19 protein-coding genes and 1 riboswitch are annotated in these 17,007 nt (G+C 42.5%); of the genes, 13 read left to right on the forward strand and 6 right to left on the reverse strand.

The features are described from left to right. Nucleotides 1-23 precede the first annotated feature (23 nt). Nucleotides 24-545, forward strand: a complete 522-nt coding sequence (locus IPM65_02840; protein ID QQS44510.1) for a cob(I)yrinic acid a,c-diamide adenosyltransferase — start codon at nucleotides 24-26, stop codon at nucleotides 543-545. Here IPM65_02840 and IPM65_02845 read toward each other — a convergent pair. Continuing rightward, the gene (locus IPM65_02845; GenBank protein ID QQS44511.1) at nucleotides 538-870 is read right to left on the reverse strand and encodes a 4a-hydroxytetrahydrobiopterin dehydratase; all 333 of its coding nucleotides are present in this window, start codon (nucleotides 868-870) and stop codon (nucleotides 538-540) included. The genes IPM65_02840 and IPM65_02845 overlap by 8 nt on opposite strands. A 47-nt stretch (nucleotides 871-917) precedes the next feature. Further along, nucleotides 918-1,073, forward strand: a riboswitch (cobalamin riboswitch). Nucleotides 1,074-1,083: 10 nt separating this feature from the next. Between IPM65_02845 and IPM65_02850 the strand changes: the two genes are divergently transcribed. Continuing rightward, entirely contained in the window at nucleotides 1,084-2,367 is a 1,284-nt protein-coding gene (locus tag IPM65_02850) for a hypothetical protein (GenBank protein ID QQS44512.1), read from the forward strand. Between the two features lie 49 nt (nucleotides 2,368-2,416). After that, on the forward strand, nucleotides 2,417-2,872 hold the full coding sequence (locus tag IPM65_02855; GenBank protein QQS44513.1) for a hypothetical protein: 456 nt from the start codon (nucleotides 2,417-2,419) through the stop codon (nucleotides 2,870-2,872). A 56-nt stretch (nucleotides 2,873-2,928) separates the two neighbouring features. Here the strand turns inward: IPM65_02855 and trxA are convergent, their stop codons facing one another. Continuing rightward, the gene (gene trxA / locus IPM65_02860) at nucleotides 2,929-3,252 is read right to left on the reverse strand and encodes a thioredoxin (protein QQS44514.1); all 324 of its coding nucleotides are present in this window, start codon (nucleotides 3,250-3,252) and stop codon (nucleotides 2,929-2,931) included. A gap of 258 nt (nucleotides 3,253-3,510) precedes the next feature. Here trxA and IPM65_02865 point away from each other — a divergent pair, with 258 nt between their 5' ends. The 10 genes from IPM65_02865 to IPM65_02910 all read left to right on the forward strand — a co-directional run bounded on the left by IPM65_02865 (nucleotide 3,511) and on the right by IPM65_02910 (nucleotide 13,757). Further along, nucleotides 3,511-4,374: a tyrosine-type recombinase/integrase gene (locus tag IPM65_02865; GenBank protein QQS44515.1), complete on the forward strand. Its 864-nt coding sequence runs from the start codon at nucleotides 3,511-3,513 to the stop codon at nucleotides 4,372-4,374. A gap of 18 nt (nucleotides 4,375-4,392) precedes the next feature. Further along, nucleotides 4,393-4,806, forward strand: a complete 414-nt coding sequence (locus IPM65_02870; GenBank protein ID QQS44516.1) for a ribonuclease HI family protein — start codon at nucleotides 4,393-4,395, stop codon at nucleotides 4,804-4,806. 106 nt (nucleotides 4,807-4,912) lie between these two features. Then, a complete protein-coding gene (locus tag IPM65_02875) occupies nucleotides 4,913-5,743 on the forward strand; it encodes a PrgI family protein (protein QQS44517.1) in 831 nt (276 codons plus the stop codon). Continuing rightward, nucleotides 5,740-6,396 carry a hypothetical protein gene (locus IPM65_02880; protein QQS44518.1) on the forward strand — a complete coding sequence of 219 codons (657 nt, stop codon included), beginning with the start codon at nucleotides 5,740-5,742 and terminating at the stop codon, nucleotides 6,394-6,396. The genes IPM65_02875 and IPM65_02880 overlap by 4 nt, the downstream gene beginning before the upstream one ends. Before the next feature lie 13 nt (nucleotides 6,397-6,409). After that, a complete protein-coding gene (locus IPM65_02885) occupies nucleotides 6,410-8,185 on the forward strand; it encodes an ATP-binding protein (GenBank protein ID QQS44519.1) in 1,776 nt (591 codons plus the stop codon). A gap of 96 nt (nucleotides 8,186-8,281) precedes the next feature. Next, nucleotides 8,282-9,961: a hypothetical protein gene (locus IPM65_02890; GenBank protein ID QQS44520.1), complete on the forward strand. Its 1,680-nt coding sequence runs from the start codon at nucleotides 8,282-8,284 to the stop codon at nucleotides 9,959-9,961. 175 nt (nucleotides 9,962-10,136) lie between these two features. Then, nucleotides 10,137-11,300, forward strand: a complete 1,164-nt coding sequence (locus IPM65_02895; protein QQS44521.1) for a hypothetical protein — start codon at nucleotides 10,137-10,139, stop codon at nucleotides 11,298-11,300. Nucleotides 11,301-11,415: 115 nt separating this feature from the next. Beyond that, nucleotides 11,416-12,090, forward strand: coding sequence for an IS1595 family transposase (locus tag IPM65_02900; protein QQS44522.1), 675 nt, complete (start codon nucleotides 11,416-11,418; stop codon nucleotides 12,088-12,090). A 39-nt stretch (nucleotides 12,091-12,129) separates the two neighbouring features. After that, complete coding sequence (locus IPM65_02905) at nucleotides 12,130-13,167, forward strand: transposase (protein QQS44523.1); 1,038 nt, start codon at nucleotides 12,130-12,132, stop codon at nucleotides 13,165-13,167. Nucleotides 13,168-13,175: 8 nt separating this feature from the next. Next, a complete protein-coding gene (locus tag IPM65_02910) occupies nucleotides 13,176-13,757 on the forward strand; it encodes a hypothetical protein (GenBank protein ID QQS44524.1) in 582 nt (193 codons plus the stop codon). Here IPM65_02910 and IPM65_02915 read toward each other — a convergent pair whose 3' ends face one another. The 4 genes from IPM65_02915 to IPM65_02930 form a co-directional block, all read right to left on the reverse strand. Then, nucleotides 13,758-14,510 (reverse strand): succinylglutamate desuccinylase/aspartoacylase family protein, encoded by a 753-nt coding sequence (locus tag IPM65_02915; protein ID QQS44525.1) that lies wholly within the window; start codon nucleotides 14,508-14,510, stop codon nucleotides 13,758-13,760. It abuts the gene before it with no gap. A gap of 228 nt (nucleotides 14,511-14,738) precedes the next feature. Further along, complete coding sequence (locus tag IPM65_02920) at nucleotides 14,739-15,323, reverse strand: hypothetical protein (protein ID QQS44526.1); 585 nt, start codon at nucleotides 15,321-15,323, stop codon at nucleotides 14,739-14,741. After that, nucleotides 15,320-16,126 carry an aminoglycoside phosphotransferase family protein gene (locus IPM65_02925; GenBank protein ID QQS44527.1) on the reverse strand — a complete coding sequence of 269 codons (807 nt, stop codon included), beginning with the start codon at nucleotides 16,124-16,126 and terminating at the stop codon, nucleotides 15,320-15,322. The genes IPM65_02920 and IPM65_02925 overlap by 4 nt, the downstream gene beginning before the upstream one ends. Then, on the reverse strand, nucleotides 16,123-16,959 hold the full coding sequence (locus IPM65_02930) for a hypothetical protein (protein QQS44528.1): 837 nt from the start codon (nucleotides 16,957-16,959) through the stop codon (nucleotides 16,123-16,125). Before IPM65_02930 ends, IPM65_02925 begins: the two co-directional genes overlap by 4 nt. Nucleotides 16,960-17,007 lie beyond the last annotated feature (48 nt).

A 17,007-nucleotide genomic window follows, 5' to 3' on the forward strand; every position in this document is an offset into this window, starting at 1 on the left:
AGTTGGTAGATTAGAAGACTATTATGAGCATAACGACAAAAACAGGAGACAAAGGAGAAACCGCGCTTTTCGGAGGTAAAAGGGTAAAAAAATACGATCCGCAGGTGGAAGCTTATGGTTCTGTGGATGAGGCAACCTCTTTTATCGGATCGGCAATTGAAGCGATTTCCGATAAAGATGTGACAGGCCTCCTTACGAATGTGCAGCTTACTTTATATATTCTTATGGCACATTTGTCCGGATACAAGATGGATCGCAATAAAGTCGAAGATCACTTAAAAAGTATAGAAAAGGAAATTGTCCGTCTTGAAAATACGTTGCCGAAACTGACCAGGTTCATTCTTCCGCAAGGGAGCGAGGAGGCATCACGGTTGCAGATAGCACGTGCGATGGTTCGATCCTCAGAGCGGCGGGTAACGGCGTATGTAGACCGTAAAACAGAACAAACTGCCGATGATATGATGGCGGTACAGTATCTCAACCGCCTTTCCGATCTCTTGTTTATGTTAGCCAGGAAATATACTCCGGAAGAACACCTTACCTAAGCTCATCAATTTTAGCTGCCATAATAAAATCATTAAGACTTAAGCCTTGAATTTTCTGAGTCATAAGATCAATGAGTACATTCCGAAAATTATGGACATAGATATCCGGATGATGCCCCTCTTCTTCGGCCAGTTCTGCAACTTGGTTCACGAAATCAATAGCCTCTCGGAAGTTTTTGAAAGTAAAATCACGACTGATTTGTCTTTCATCTACAACGCTCCAATCCTTGTGCAGTTTTCCGAGGTTTTCCATAATTGCCTCCCTTTTCATAGGAGGTGTATCAATTGAGCAGGCTTCACATTTTTTTTGAGTAAGATTATTCATAAGTATGGGTTGATTTTTAATGCATGATGGTGTAATTTTACTATACGTTAAAAATATAAATGCTTGGTAAGCATCATCCCGCCGAGTAAGGGAAAAGATGCTAAGTATCAGGGAATGAGGTGTAATTCCTCAACTGTGCCGCAGCGGTAATTCCGATTTTGATCGGATAAGTCCGAAGACCGACCAAGTCCTCTACCCCGAGCAGGGATATCTATGTCACCATCTGTCGTCGAATGCGAGACATGCGTCTTGCCAGAACAAGAACCGCAAATTATCGGAGAATTGCCTCTCGAGAGTACTTTCCCTCTTGATCCGGAGATAGAGTTTCGGGCGATAAATCGCACAAAAAGTGAAACAGACCCGGATTACCTAACTCCCGAACAGCTCAACTACTACCAGAGGGAAAATTTAGTCTGTTTTTTATGTGAATTTGCAGGTAAAGTACCGTACAAAAAAATTCCGGGAATTGTTACCGATACCGGGAGACTGAAAATCTGTAATATGGATGTCCTGCAAATGGCTGAAAAAGCGGCAGATATTGCGGGAAAAGGATCAAGGGAAGAGAGCGAACTCATCGGCTGGCAAAAAGCAATTGATTCTATACAATGGGGAGCAAACAGAGTCGATATCGTATCTCCACCGGCAATTGCGGACTATATGCTGACATTTTCTCTGTATATTGATGATTATGACCCCAGAATCGGCGGGCGGCCGGTCAGTCAGATTGTATCAAGGCGCGATGAACAGATGGGTTCTCTCGAGGTAAGTCGCGGAATTTATCAGAATCTTGCTCAAAACGCCGGACAGCATTATGATATCGCTCATTTTTCCGGTCCGGAAGACTTTATTACCAATCCAATAGTTCATCATACAGAAGACAGTGACAGTCTTGCCCGTGCTGTCACCAGCATCGGTGTCGATGAGAATGACATCGTTTACTCCGAACGATTTGAGCAGGAAGTACGTGAAGTGCTTGAGCCGATGATACAGGAGTATCTGCGTCAGGTAGACGAACTGTCCTATTTAAGCAGCAGCGAAAAGCATGAATGGCCGTATGAAGAAAAAAAACATGCATTAGATGCTCATTTACATACCATGTTCAGTTTTGCAAAAAGGATCGGAAGAGAACTGCAGACGAATTACTGGAATACCGATGTCGGACAAACCGTTCGTGATATCATGAAACTGCAAACGATTGATCCCATGCAGTATTATGCACATGCAGAAGCAATCCGGCAATCGGAAAGAGCCACAATTACAGGAGGCACCTCCTGTCCCAGTCTGAATTCTACATCTGCGATGGAGAGCTTATCAGGGTTTAGTGAATCCGGCATGTCCTTCAATACGGCAATTCAGAGTTTTATGCAAGGTGAATCAAAAAGTAAAAAAACACTCGAATGCACCTGTCCGAATTGTGATAAAAAAGTTGCGGCCCGAATTGAAAACAATAAAATCACCTGTCCCAACTGCAAGGCATCGGCACCGTATAAATGCTAAGATCAGTTTCAGCCTTCACCTTTTCCCGATATTGATTTACACTTAAAGTATGTCAGACACAAAGAACGTAACCGACAATCATACATCGATAAAGCACCTGATTGATGACCACCATGCTTCAAATCAGAGTTCTCATTCCAAAGAGGGTGAACCTGCGCGGCCCCGTTCGGTTGAGAAGCTGCGGGATGAAGAGTATATTGCACCGGAAAACGAACCGACAATAGAAGACAAAGAACTGGAAAAATATATTGAGATTGAACGTGATGTTCCGGAGATTCACCCTGATCTTAAAAAAGCGGGACTGCAGGCGCTGGACACGACATCTCTTGATCCGAAACAGAGGGTGCGGTTGCCTATTGCAGATGAAGAGATTATGAACGGACTGGATGAACCGTTGTCATCTTCCTTCCGTTGGCTGGCGGAGTTTGCTCTATTCATGCTCAAAAGGGCACATCTTGCCCTGAAACGGGTGCACGGAAAAGTAGTAAGAGTGATTCAAAAGTAACCGGCCGGTGATGTTCCACCGTTTATGGCGATGCTGCCGGTTGGAGGATTGCCGATTTATTCGTTTGTAACCCGCTTAATTTCTTCCTCAAAGCCTTCCTTACTATGGGCTCCGACGAATTGGTTCTTTACTGTACCGTCCTTGAAGATTAAAAAGGTCGGGATTGAAAATACTGAATAATTGCCGGCAAGTTCCTGATTTGCATCTACGTCAACTTTAACAAATTTTACATCTTTCATCTCTTCAGACAATTCTTCAAGTATCGGAGCAACAACTTTACATGGGCCGCACCATTCGGCATAAAAATCTACGACTACTACGCCTTTGTGATCAACAACGTCGTTTTGAAATGTTTCTGATGTTACTTGTACTGCGGCCATATTCTTTTGTTAAATATTAACGGTATGACATTGTACACGATCCGGTATCAGTTTTTCAATGAATATTTAATCAAGTTTCTTAATTATGTGTTATGATTATGTCTATAGTATTCGTTTTAATGAAGGGAAATATCTGATTTTCCTCTGTATTTTTCGAAATTTCAGGTATACTTGCAATATCAACGCACATTCTATATACATTTTACGAACGTTAACGTGTTGTTATTTCGTGAAGAATGTGGTATATTATAGGCTCATATGGATGAATATTTTCTTCCGAAGCTTTTGGAACGATTTGTCTCGTTTCTGAATGACCAGGGAAAATCAAAGTTTACGGTAGTTGCCTACAAGAAAGATATTGAGCAATTTATCGGCTATTTGGCTTCTCATGAGAAGTCCGATATTCGTGACGTAAAAAAAGAGGATATTGAAGGCTTCATCCAGAATCTGCTTGAAAAGAAATACACTAAAAAATCCGCTTCACGTAAGCTCAATTCCATCAGAACTTTTTTCAGATTTTTGAAGCATGAAAGCGTCATCAGTGCAAATCCTGCATTTGACATCTCACATCCGAAATATGTACAAACTCCGCCTCGCATTCTTTCAAAGATGGAGTATCGTGCACTTCGGGACGTTGCAAAAGAAGATCCCCGCACCTATGCTCTTGTTGAAGTTTTGCTTCAGACCGGTATTAAGATCGGAGAACTTGCAACACTTCGCGTCGGAGATATCAATAGTAACGTCATTCATATTCAGAAATACGGTAAAAATATTGAGCGTGATGTCCCGTTGAATAATGCAGCCGCTAAGGCTCTGGAAGTTTATATCAAAGACCGCGGTGAAAATGCTAAATCGGATCATGTTTTTATCACCAGAACTGGGAATCCGCTTCTTATCAGAAACATCCGACAGATTATTGACCGTTGTTTCCAGGAAGTCGGTATTGAAAATGCCACAGTAAATGACCTTCGCAACACATTCATCGCTCATCAGCTGAGAAACGGTGCAACTCTTGAATACATCTCAAATATCGTCGGACACCGACGAATCTCTTCTACCGAAAGGTTTCTCAACCTTGTCAAACAGGAAGCAGACCGAAAAGAGAAACTCGGCGAGCTGTAATCTTGGTATACTTTCTTCATGAATATTACAGTCCACACAGACGGCGGCTCACTCAATAACCCCGGACAGGCCGCAATAGGTTTTCATATAGATGAAGGATCCCGCAGAATTCATGACCACAGTGAAGCAATCGGTATTGCCTCAAACAACGTTGCGGAATATACTGCGCTTATTCGTGCTTTGACCTATCTGAGAGATAAAATAGCTGTCAAAGAACTGAACGTAGAACGAATTCTTGTCATCGCGGACTCTGAACTTATGATCAAACAGGTCACGGGACTCTACAAAGTCAAAAATCCGGATATCCGCACGCTTTTTAATCAGGTAAAAGTCCTCGAAATGGAACTTGGAGTCCCGATTTCTTACAAGCATGTTCTTCGCGCAGAAAACTCAGAAGCAGACGCCCTGGTGAAAAAAGCTCTCGGCAGATAACCTTGGAACTTGCAGGCTGTAGAAGGCGGCTGGTACCGAGGAAAGTTAGTTCCTACAAGCTACATACTACTAGCTACAAACTTCTCTCTCCGCTATACTGATATATATGGACCAGCATCCTATACCACGTCAGATTACGACATTTGAATTTAAACTGATCGGGTTTATGACCCTGAAGCAGTTTTTGTATCTTGCCATTTTCTTTCCGATAGGATTTATCATCTATAAAGTAGTTCCCGTTGCTTTTTTGAACGTCCTTCTGGGAGTGCTTGTCGGTGCTGTGGGGATAGCGTTCGCATTTATTCCGATCCAGGACAGACCGATGGAACAATGGATTCGCAATTTTATCAAGCGGCTCAATTCTCCCACACAGTATGTATACAAAAAACATAATAATTCAGTGTCATTTTTGGAAGATTTATATTATGCCTCGGATCCTCATTTGGCAGTTTCGCATGTAGATACAAAAGAAAAACTCAATAAGTATCTGGCGGCAAAGCAGATAGCGGAACCGGGTGCTCCCACTGATCAGAAACGGGTAAAACAACAAGTCCATATTGATGACTTACTTCATCAAACGAAACACATTGATCCGACGCAAATAAAAAAAGGTCAGGGAACATTGAAAGGACAAACCTCAAACCCGCAGGCACAGCCGTCAGTGAAACAGCCTTTTGTGACTGGCATCATCAAAAACCGCAGAAATATTCCGCTACCCGGAATTCTGGTGTCAATAAAAGATCAAAACGGACAGCAACTGAGACTGTTGAAGACCAATCCGCACGGCATATTTGCCACGTATAATCCGCTTCCTGAGAGCGACTATTCATTCGAGATCTCTGATCCAAACGGCAACTACTTTTTTGATACAATGAATGTACATATTCAGCCCGGAAAGCAGAATCCCATCATGTTTTACTCAAAGGAAGTCTTATGACAAAAACGAAACCGACATCACCGAAAAAATCAACGACACAGGACTTTATCGAAATCGAAGATATCAAAGACGATATTGTTCTGATGAAGGACTTTTCAGCAGCAACCATCATTGAAGTGGGTGCGGTCAATTTCTGGCTATTATCCGCTGAAGATCAGATGTCTATGATCTATACATACGGAAGTCTGCTGAACTCTCTATCCTTTCCGGTCGAGATCGTTATTATCTCAAAAATGATGAATATTGCTTCATATATTGAGTATCTGCAGGCAAAGATTGAAAATCAGAAAAATGAGGTTATCCGAACACGTCTTGAGGATTACCGTGAATTTATCAAAATGGTTGTCAAGAAGAATACGGTCATGGAAAAAAGATTTTTCTTTTCCGTTCCGTTCAATCCCCTTGAGATGGGAGTGACGGGGATGAAAGCTCAGAAGTACGGTAGAGAATATATTCTCAACAGGGCAAAAACCTCGCTGTATCCGAAGCGTGATCATTTATTGAGACTCCTTGCAAAAGTAGGACTTAAGCCGACCGTACTGCAAAAGCAGGAGTTAACGGAGTTGTTCTACAATCTTTACAACCCGTCAGCAACCGGTAAGCAGCTGGCTCCGATTGACAGTTATGTCGACGTGGTTGTCACAAACGGCTAATTTTATAGTATTTATGGGTTTATTCGGAAAGAAAAAAACAAAAGATGAGGCAAAACAGCCGAAAGGAAAGGCCGTTTTACCGAGCGGTGCAAAAAAAGTTGCCGATGTACTGGCAAAAGGAGATGTGGGAGTAAAAGATCTGATTGCACCCTCATATGTAGAAGTCGATTTCAACCACATAAAAGTCGATGCAAAGTATTACCGAACCTTATTTGTTGTCGGTTATCCCCGGTATGTATCCGCAAACTGGCTCCACTCTCTTATCACCTATGATCATCCTCTCAATGTTTCCATGTTTATTTACCCTTCGGAATCAAAAGAAATTTTGAATGAATTAAAACGGAAGATCGCTGAAATGCAGGCTACTATTGAGGCCGACATGAAAGCCGGAAAAGTCGTTGATCCGACAGTGCAGGTAGCTCTCGATGATGCACTGGCTCTGCAGGCAGAACTTGCCAAAGGTGCCGAACGGTTTTTCCAGTTCGGATTGTATGTCACAATCCCTGCAGATTCGGAAGAAGAACTGGATACGGTCACAAAAGAGATTGATTCGACACTCTCTTCTCTCCTTATCGTCTCCAAGCAGGCAACACTTGAACAGGAAGAGGGATTCAAATCAACCCTTCCTCTTTTCCGTGATAAACTCAGTGTCTGGCGAAATATGGATACGACTTCCTTAGCGATGACGTTTCCCTTCTCAACGGCCTCTTTGACTCGTAATGAAGGGATTTTGTACGGTTTGAATCAGCATGACGGAAGTCTGATCATTTTTGATCGGTTCACTCTGGAAAATGCCAATGCCGTCATTTTGGGAAAATCAGGAGGAGGAAAGAGTTTTATGGTCAAGCTTGAGGCACTGAGATCTCTTATGATGGAGGTTGACGTGATCATCCTTGACCCCGAGAATGAATACCGGACACTGTGTAAGAACTTAGGAGGTGAGTTTGTTGATTTCTCGGCTAGCTCCGAATACAAACTTAATCCGTTTGATTTGAATGCCGAGCAGCCGGAACCTGACGAACTTTCCAACAAAATCCTTGATCTGCATTCGTTGATGAAGGTCATCATGGGAGAGCTCACACCTTCTCAGGATGCTCTGTTGGATCGGGCTCTTGTATTGACTTACCGGGAAAAAGGAATCACGCAGGATCCTGAGACGTTTAAAAATGAACCTCCACTTCTTGAAGATTTATATAAAATTCTGATCGGTATGGAAGCCGTAGAGGCAAGAGAACTGGCCGACCGTTTAGAGAAATTCGTCAAAGGATCGGCAACCGGTATTTTTAATAGTCTTTCAAACTTTGATATCAAAAACAACTTTACAGTTTTCGGTATTCGGGATCTTGAAGAGAACCTCAGACCGGTTGCGATGTATATTGTCCTTGATTATATCTGGCATACGGTACGCCGCGGTGAGCCGAAGCGGCGAATACTCATCGTCGATGAGGCGTGGTATCTGATCAAGAATAAGGATTCAGGTGCGTATCTTCACAATTTTGCCAAGCGCGCCAGAAAATATAAACTCGGTATGACGACGATTACTCAGGACGTAGAGGACTTCTTGGCAACGGAAGAAGGAAAGGCAATCATAACAAACTCAAGTCTACAAATCATTCTCAAACAGTCTACCGCAGCTGTTGATAAAATCACTAAGACGTTTTATCTGACGGGTGGAGAGAAACACTTCTTGCTTTCCGCCGGTGTTGGTGAAGGATTATTTTTCGCCGGTCAGTCCCATGTGGGATTTCAGGTCATTGCATCCGATGAAGAAAAACGCCTTATTGAGTGATCTTGATTACTTCATTGAAGCGAGCATATCATACAAAAGAAGCTATTAAATCTGGTATAGTTATTATCTCCTTGTTATATACTCTACACTATAGTCATGAACAGAAATTTGCCGTTTCTTGAAAAAGGAAGCACCGGATCGCTGTCTTTCCACGGTAGCGGAGGAAACTCTTCCAGCTTCTTCTTTATGCTCTACGTAGTCGGAGTAAGTGCTTTTTTTTTGACGGTTATCGTCCGGCTCTTTCAGCTTACGATCGTAAAAGGAAATTATTATGCCCAGCTTGCCGAAGACAATCGTATCCATGAGATTATTATTGAAGCTCCGCGCGGGAAAGTTTATGACCGGAAGGGTATCATGCTTGCGGGCAGCACTGGTCCGGATATCACTGAGGAACAGGATAGAGTCGAATCGAAGCGTGTTTATTACAACGCCGAGGCCTTTTCTCATATTTTAGGATATAGGCAGATTGCGGATAAAAATGATCTTGCAAAAGATGCATGCCTCAATAAGTTGAAGATCGGAGATAAGGTCGGGAAAAAAGGTATAGAACAATTGTATGAATGCGATCTGCGGGGACAGCGGGGGAAAAAACTGGTAGAGGTTGATGCTATGGGTGATCAGATCAAAACATTGAGTATTTTAGCTCCTACCGCAGGGAAAGATATTCAGCTTGCGCTTGACTCCTATTTGCAGGAAAAAGCTCATGAACTGCTAAAAGATCAGAAAGGTTCAGTCGTAGCTCTTAAACCGAAAACAGGAGAAGTACTTATTTTAGAGTCGGCACCAGGATTTGATCCGCAGCTTTTTGAAGACGGCGACACTACAAGGACTCAGGAACTCATTACTGACCCTGATAAACCTCTTTTTAACCGTGCACTTGAAGGTAATTATCCTCCCGGATCAACATTCAAGATGTTCGTTGCTTCTGCCGGACTAGAGGAGGATGTGATCACTCCTGAGGAAACAATTGAGGACAACGGAGTGCTCGAAGCCGGGCCGTTGAAGTTCCACAACTGGTATTATCTTGAGTACGGCCGTACCGAAGGGCCGGTAGACATGATCAAGTCTTTGCAGCGTTCCAATGACATTTACTACTATACCTTGGGAGGGAGATTGGGACCGGAAAAAATTAAAAAATGGGCGGAAGAATTCGGTTTTCAAAACAAAACGGGAATTGGTTTATATGAAATTGCTGGCATAATCCCTTCCTCCTTCTGGAAGGAGGAAGTATTGGGTGAGCGCTGGTACCTCGGCGACACTTATAATCTTTCTATCGGCCAGGGGTATGTGACCTCTACTCCCCTCCAGGTTGCCGCTGCCACTGCCGTATTTGCCAATGACGGATATTTATGTAAACCGCGCCTTCTAAAATCGTCGTCTGAGAAGGAAAGTGACTGTCGAAAAGTGTCGATTTCAGAAAGTACTTACGATGTTGTCAGGGCTGGAATGAAAGCTGTTTGTGAAACAGGAGGGACAGCGTATCCGTTTTTCGATTTCAGAGTCGGCAAAAAAACTGCTTCAGAGAGCGCTAAGGTGTCAACAGACGAGACAAAGCTAGCAATGGAAGGTACCCGGATAGAAGTAGGCTGCAAGACCGGAACGGCAGAATCTCACGCTGAATCGGGGAAACCGCATGCCTGGTTTACGATTTTTGCTCCCTATGAGAATCCTGAAATAGTAGTGACGGTACTCATTGAAGAAGGCGGACAAGGATCCGATGAAGCATCTCCGGTAGCAAAAGAAATATTAGAGGCATATTTTGAGCGTGTGGAATAATCTTCTTGTTTTTATTGTTTTGTCGTGTAAAATAAAACTTTCGTCTACATCTGTCTTATTCTTTTCTAAGAAACACACCGTCAAACAAGTGAGTCTTTAAAACACTATAAGATATTTTGTGGTATAATATTCTTTTGAATAATTTCAAAATTCCATAGAATTTTGGCATGCAATTATGCTTAGTCTTGAAGAACGTGAATTGGAACCGAACCTCTCTTATGATCCGGCAATTTTCAAAGAGAAGTTTAAACGTAAGCTTGAACAAGGTATTCGCCACCCACTGGGAGGCGACAAATTTGCAAGCGACTCCTGCAGTGGTCTTTTATTGGCTTTGGAAGAGGATCCTTCATTTCTTGAGCTGTTTTCTGAGGCTCAGAGATTAAAAGGTCCTTCTTCAAGTACTGAAATGGCGAATTTGGCAACGGTTCATGCTGTAAATTACATCATGACATTCGGTGAGGGAATACAAAATTATCCTTCTGCATTGGGGTTAACAGACGCAGTCGCGTGGAAAGATAAAGTATATTCACGTGTACAAGGGCCTTATGCGGACGAATACTTGCGTCTGCTTGTTGAGAAGCACGCAAATACAAACATTCCGAACCGCGGAGCACATTTACCGTTTTTATTTCATACCGCGTTTCCGGGGCAGCGGGTAAAAATCTGTGATGTAGGGGCTTCTGGAAACGGCATATTGGGTAAATTGGCATATAACGGGTACCGAGCAGATACTCCTTATCTTTTTCAAAGCGACACAACTGCTGCTCAGGGAGTAAACGGCCTTATCCGATATTACGCAAATGAACGGGTCGATTTTTGGGGTGTCGGCTTTGATATTTCGAACATGCATAGCTCACCTGAACAGGAGAATTGGTTTTTAGTAAATGACTACATAAAAAATATGAATGAACCGTATCTTGCTGCAAAAAGGGCACGTATGGAATTGTATCGGAAGGCGCGGAATGTGCATTTTTTCCAAGGAGATATGACTCAGCCGCATTTCAAAAGAGGTGCGCTTGATTATATCAACTTCTCATCCACGCTATATGAACTTACGAAAGAACAGCGTGCCTTAGCTTTAAAGTATGCTTTCGAGGCAACAAGCAGTCCTACAGGGTTGGTAGGAGTGGCGGATAGGATTGTCGTCCAAAACGGTGAACTTGTGTTTACGAAAGATCGGAGTAAGGGATCATACGGACTTGCTCTGAACGGACAACGGACCGGAGGAAGATGGATCAATCCGATACGGATGGCCGATAGCACTTGTGAAGTATATACTCCCGGTCCTGACTGGGAAGAATATCTTCAATTATTCCCGCCTCAACTTGAATGTGAATAAGTTACGAAAGATATGGCACTCATAGGGAACTAACATCTATGAGTAAATGGGGAGGAGATCAGCTTCGAGTAATTAGGAGGGCTCTAGACTAGCAGAGTAGTGCTAAACTAGAGGTATGGTTTGTAACAATAGGCCGATATCAAAATACAAGAGAAAAAAGATACTATGGTGTTTTGCACACGATCTGAGTGCTACACAGACCTCTGGTATTTTGGGTCTCAACCGCAATACAGTCAACAAATATTACAATAATATTCGTCAACTCATATATCATCACCAAGTGCACCAGATGCAACGATATGTTGGTGGTGAGATAGAAATTGATGAATCATACTTTGGACCTCGAAGGATGAGAGGCAAGTCAAGTAAAAGAGGTCGTGGGACGTCATTTAAGCAGGTAGTATTTGGGATATATGAGCGTCAAGGACGTGTATTTACTCGTATCATTCCAAACTGTAAAAGAAGAACGCTACATGCTGTTATGAAGGGAAAGATTGACTTGAACAGTACTGTATATTCAGATTCGTGGAGCGGATACAACGGACTTGTTGATGTCGGGTATGACAAACATTTGAGAATCAATCACAAGAAAAATGAGTTCTCAAATACAAAAGGGGTCCATATCAATGGCATAGAGTCATTCTGGTCCTTTTGTAAAAGACGTCTCGTTAAGTTCAATGGTGTAAAGAAAAACTTTCCATTACACTTGAAAGAGTGTGAATGGAGATGGAGCAAATCCCCATCGATCCTTTACAATGAACTATTACAAATTGTTAATGTGCTAGTCTAGAGCCTTAGGAGTTATGACTGGCAGTACAATAGAGATCTTATGAAAAAGATACGATCTCTATCAGACTACAATCAGTCAGATGTAGCACAAATCAGAAACGATGTTCTGACATTTGCAGAGAAGTACGGGATACAAGCTGCAGTTGATGCATATGGGATATCACGAAGGACATTGTTTCGATGGAGGAAGAGACGGCGAGATTCAGAAGGGCAGTTGGATAGCCTGATACCAGAGACAACCAAGCCAAAGACACCCCGACGTATGGAGACTCACCCGAAGGTCATATCCTTTATCAAAGAGATTCGAGAACAATACTTTTGTTTGGGAAAGGAGAAGATCAAGCCCTTACTTGATGAGTATTGCCTACAGGAAGGAATTTCAACTATATCTGAGTCAACCATTGGAAAAGTGATCAAAAGACACAACCTGCAGCGCAAGACCTACCGGATCTATCACAATCCAGCAAGTGGCTTTGCAAAACGGAAAGTAAAGTACCGACAGAAGGTCAAGCGGTCTCCCAAGGTGGAAGATACCGGATACATTGAGATTGATACCATCACGAAGTTTGTACACGGAATCAAGCTGTATGTCTTCAATGCAGTGGACATCAAACTCAAATTCCAGTTCTCCTACGGATACTCAAAACTCAACAGCCGAAACGGTGCTGATTTTATGAGAAGACTGGAACTAGTATACCCAATACAAGATGGTATAAAAACCATACAAACAGATAACGGCCTCGAGTATCTGGGAAACTTCCATGACTATCTGGAAGAAAACAATATCCCACACCTCTTTATCTACCCCAGATGTCCCAAGATCAATGCCTTTATTGAGCGAGCAAACAGAACACTCCAGGAAGAATTTATGAACCCCTACATCTATACCAAGTGGACCGGTATCGGATCATTCAATCGTCACCTTATTGAATACCTCGTCTGGTACAATACAAAGCGAGTTCACAAAAGCCTGAACAATATTTCACCTATGGATTACCTATTATCTATTTTACCTAAAGAGTGCCATATGTATGGAACTCATACAGAATGTTGTCAACAGACTACTGATCAGGTATAATTACGGGTATGAAAGTCTTTTTTGTCGGTACAAATCGCAGTGAAGAAAAACTCTTAAAGAACTATGAGTTTCTGTACAATGAAATCAAAAATCTGGGATATTCACATCTCAGCGATTTTACTCTTAAAGCCACCAAGGACTTCCAGGATCAGATGAAGGAAGGAAGAGATAAGCACATTGCTTTTTACAATGAGATGATCCGGGATATTCAGGCTGCTGACATCTGCATATTTGAAGCAAGTTCTCCGAGTCTTGCCATCGGATTCCTGATACAAAGATCTCTTGATTATTCGAAACCGACAATCGTTCTGTACTACAAAGATAATCTTGTCTATTTCCTGTCAGGAACGGAAGACGAGAAGCTGATCAAGGCAAGTTACACGGAAGATAACTATAAAAAAGTCCTCAAAGATGCACTGGAGAATGCAAGAGAAAAAAGAGACAAGAGATTTAATTTCTTCCTCAGCCCGAAACTCCTCAATTACATTGAAGATGCAAGTAAAGAAAGAGGTATCACAAAATCCAAACTTCTTCGCGACATGATTGTGAACCACATGCGTGAAAACAAGGTAAATGATGTAGAAGAATAATCATTTCCCGATCGTTTTTATCCTTTTGTTGAGAAAACAATAATAATTCGGATCCACTTCCTTGGAATTTACAAACACGGGGACATATATCTCATCTGACGGCAATCCCAACTGTTTTTTCTCCACCGTTTTCAACGGTTTAAAATCCTCAAGCTCCAGCTGCGCTCGTTCCTGTTCCTCTTGAGTTATTCCCCGGGAGGCTTCATAAAGAATTTTCTGTTCTTGTCTGGGCTTTTCCTGATGGATAATATTCTCGAAATCAACAAGGATACGTTCATAATCACTGTAAACATCATACGTTTTTTGGTATTCAAGAGTGAGAGCCAGAGGATGGTGATAGGTAAGATATTGTTTTGAATATTCTTCATCCCGATCCCAAATGATATGAGGAGCCGTCACATATGAACAGGCGTTCAGTATTTCTGGTCGGGTACTATTTACAAAAATACAGTCATCCCATGAAGACGGGTGAATGGAACGGGTCGTATGGATATCGTATATTTCATCGAAATTCCGGAAATATTGTTTCAGGATATGAGCTCTTTTTTCTTCGTAGGTTTGCGGATTTGAGATATTAAAAGATCTGTTCAGATCCGTTTCAATGTATCTGATATTCAGAGGTACAGCTTCAGGATTGCCGATAATGACTTTCCAACTGACCCGATCTGTTTCTCCGTACGGATAATCCTGGAAAAGTTTGTGACCTGCTAACTCATCTCCATGGGTACAAACAACAAATAAAATTTTTTTCATGACAAAAATCTAAAATGGTAATAGACTAGATTGATTTACTTTTGATAAGTTTTGCTACAATCCCGATCGGAATATAAAACATAAGGAACACTACTACTCCGATAATCCAGCCGATAAGCAATATGTTTTGAAATTTATTCATTTACTTATTAATTGATATGACAAAAGTGTATCGACTGAAGAAATGGAACGGAATGACAGTATTGTCAGGAAAACTGACTATGAAGTTTAGCTTGAAGTGACTTCTCCCTGCTCAAAAATAAAGGTCCGTCCGGATGATATTTCGGCGATGAAATCAGGAGTAAGGATTTCTCCGACGGGCCAATGCTCGTCTCCGCGAAGATCATTTTCATGAAGGTGCAGGTGTTTGATTTGCGGACCCCACTCCTGAAGGATTGCCCGTATGCGCGCCTGAGCATCATCTTTGTCCTTGGCACCCAACATGGCGTGTCCCGTATCAAGTGTCAGCTCAATATCACGAGGGACATGTGTCCAGTCGGTTTGACCGTGCTTGAGTTCCCATGATCCGTACACAATCTCCGGTGAATTTTCCCAGTACAGGGGAACTCCGAATATCTTTTTCAGACCTTCTCCGTACCGGATAAAGTGCAAACCGCGATCTAAATCGGGATAAATCTCAGGGTGCTGGATCTCAAAAGGCAGATGGACATTCAGAGAAAGAAGTCGTCCCTGCTGTGTCAACAGAAAATCTCTGACAAGGTTTATGTAATCTTCCACCTGAGTTACTTCATATCGCGATTTGGCATGAGCGTGTTCTCCTTCTACTCTCAGCATGTATAGTTCATTGTTCATAAGATAGAGCGTATCATTTCAATTTTAGGCTGATAAAACGGAGTTGTAAATCGGGTTTCCTGTCCTTCTTCATCGGAAGGCATCCATTCCAGCGTTTTGAGTACGGCGAAATGCTTTTGAACTGATGTCTCAGGAGGAATCCCATAACCGGACCAAAAAGGAGATGACGATTCAGGATGAGCGTGTTCGACGGACATAAGGACGACCGCAAAATCTTCATAAGGAGATGCAACATTTGCAGTTTCCCAATCAATAACCGAAGAAAGTTCGAAGTGTTCATTCACCCGTCTTCCGATATAGTTAGAAAGCCAGTAATCGCCGTGTATCCAGGATAGGCCCCTTTTTTCAATTTCATCCTGTTTGTATGTTTCTGTCAATCCTTCAAGAAGTGCAAACGGTTCGATTTTCAGATTCCTCAAATACGGATCAGCTCCGTGGACGAGTTTAAAAATCCTCTGCATATGTGCATCGTGAAATCCGGGAACGACCGGGTATCTGATCTGTTGATGGATGTGTGCAAGCGTTTCTCCGGCTTGTCTGTAAATTTGCATTCTGACTGCTTCAGGATAGCTGTCAATTTCACCGTCCAGATATTTTTCGCCCTCAACATATGACATTGCAATTCCGCCAGTCGTAAATCCCCGAAATTCAGGGGCTACATCTATTTTTTTCATAGATATGTATTCGGCCCTTCTTCTTTGGTCAGGCGGAGTACCGATCCCGTTTCCTGTATTAAAATGTTTTGTTATGGTGCCGTTTGTCCGGAATAACGAGTTAACTGTACCTCCTTCCAGTTCTTTCATACGTGTTGCTTAAAATAACTGACATCAATTTGTGTCATAGCCTGTTGAGCCTGTTCCAAATACTCATCGAGTCCTATGGAAACCATTGATTGCGGTGTCCCTTCTCGGGTTTTATTGGTTGACCAGTTGATGACGGCATCAGGAGTGAGAGGGAAATCGGCAATAACCGAGAAAAATTCCGGATACCACTCCCCGAGATCGGTGAAATTGGCATAAACGATTTCGCCGTCAGAAAGGGCTTCTCCGAGTGACCGGACATAAGGTCTATGGGTAAAATTCCCCTGGGAAAAGAGTACTTGTGTATCACTTAATGCTTTTCTGGATTGCTGATATGCAGCATCGCTTGCAAGAAAGTGTTTGTCTCCGAAAGATTCCCGCTCAACATGGTAGTACGATTCTGCATCGACCTGTTCAAGCTTCATCAAGCCGAAAAGCTCGTCAAGCTGTGCCAGTTCCAGATAGTCCTCTTTCGTCTCGGCGTTCCTGATGGTATCTACCATTTTGAACACCTGATCGAGGACAAAACTGTTTCGGTCAATACTCACAAGACAATCAACATCAAGATAGGGAGTGACGGTGAGAAGTGCTCCTACTCCGGAGATGATTCCGACACGGGGTTTCCCGTTGCGTTTCTGCCTTGATATGTTTTGGCCGATCGTATCAAGGGAATCGGCAAATCCCAAATCATTTGTATAAATCCAAGGAACAAGTTTGGTCCGCAGCTCACCCCGTTTTGACATCGGGATATTCGCAAGAGCTTGTCTCATGTGTTGGATATTCATATCTTCAATAGCAAACTGATAATTCAGGGCGTTGAAGTATTCAGGTTTCATACGCTGAGCAGTATATGGAGACCTGATGATGAAACACATGACAAAACT

The organism is Candidatus Roizmanbacteria bacterium (assembly GCA_016700135.1).
Taxonomy (GTDB): Bacteria; Patescibacteriota; Microgenomatia; order UBA1406; family GWC2-37-13; genus UBA1450.

Coding starts and splice junctions, on each gene's coding strand:
- IPM65_02880 (QQS44518.1), top strand. CDS start 5,740: ATGACAAAAACGAAACCGACATCACCGAAAAAATCAACGACACAGGAC.
- IPM65_02870 (QQS44516.1), top strand. CDS start 4,393: ATGAATATTACAGTCCACACAGACGGCGGCTCACTCAATAACCCCGGA.
- IPM65_02890 (QQS44520.1), top strand. CDS start 8,282: ATGAACAGAAATTTGCCGTTTCTTGAAAAAGGAAGCACCGGATCGCTG.
- IPM65_02850 (QQS44512.1), top strand. CDS start 1,084: ATGTCACCATCTGTCGTCGAATGCGAGACATGCGTCTTGCCAGAACAA.
- IPM65_02925 (QQS44527.1), bottom strand. CDS start 16,126: ATGAAAGAACTGGAAGGAGGTACAGTTAACTCGTTATTCCGGACAAAC.
- trxA (QQS44514.1), bottom strand. CDS start 3,252: ATGGCCGCAGTACAAGTAACATCAGAAACATTTCAAAACGACGTTGTT.
- IPM65_02910 (QQS44524.1), top strand. CDS start 13,176: ATGAAAGTCTTTTTTGTCGGTACAAATCGCAGTGAAGAAAAACTCTTA.
- IPM65_02885 (QQS44519.1), top strand. CDS start 6,410: ATGGGTTTATTCGGAAAGAAAAAAACAAAAGATGAGGCAAAACAGCCG.
- IPM65_02895 (QQS44521.1), top strand. CDS start 10,137: ATGCTTAGTCTTGAAGAACGTGAATTGGAACCGAACCTCTCTTATGAT.
- IPM65_02855 (QQS44513.1), top strand. CDS start 2,417: ATGTCAGACACAAAGAACGTAACCGACAATCATACATCGATAAAGCAC.
- IPM65_02930 (QQS44528.1), bottom strand. CDS start 16,959: ATGAAACCTGAATACTTCAACGCCCTGAATTATCAGTTTGCTATTGAA.
- IPM65_02900 (QQS44522.1), top strand. CDS start 11,416: ATGGTTTGTAACAATAGGCCGATATCAAAATACAAGAGAAAAAAGATA.
- IPM65_02905 (QQS44523.1), top strand. CDS start 12,130: ATGAAAAAGATACGATCTCTATCAGACTACAATCAGTCAGATGTAGCA.
- IPM65_02865 (QQS44515.1), top strand. CDS start 3,511: ATGGATGAATATTTTCTTCCGAAGCTTTTGGAACGATTTGTCTCGTTT.
- IPM65_02845 (QQS44511.1), bottom strand. CDS start 870: ATGAATAATCTTACTCAAAAAAAATGTGAAGCCTGCTCAATTGATACA.
- IPM65_02875 (QQS44517.1), top strand. CDS start 4,913: ATGGACCAGCATCCTATACCACGTCAGATTACGACATTTGAATTTAAA.
- IPM65_02915 (QQS44525.1), bottom strand. CDS start 14,510: ATGAAAAAAATTTTATTTGTTGTTTGTACCCATGGAGATGAGTTAGCA.
- IPM65_02840 (QQS44510.1), top strand. CDS start 24: ATGAGCATAACGACAAAAACAGGAGACAAAGGAGAAACCGCGCTTTTC.
- IPM65_02920 (QQS44526.1), bottom strand. CDS start 15,323: ATGAACAATGAACTATACATGCTGAGAGTAGAAGGAGAACACGCTCAT.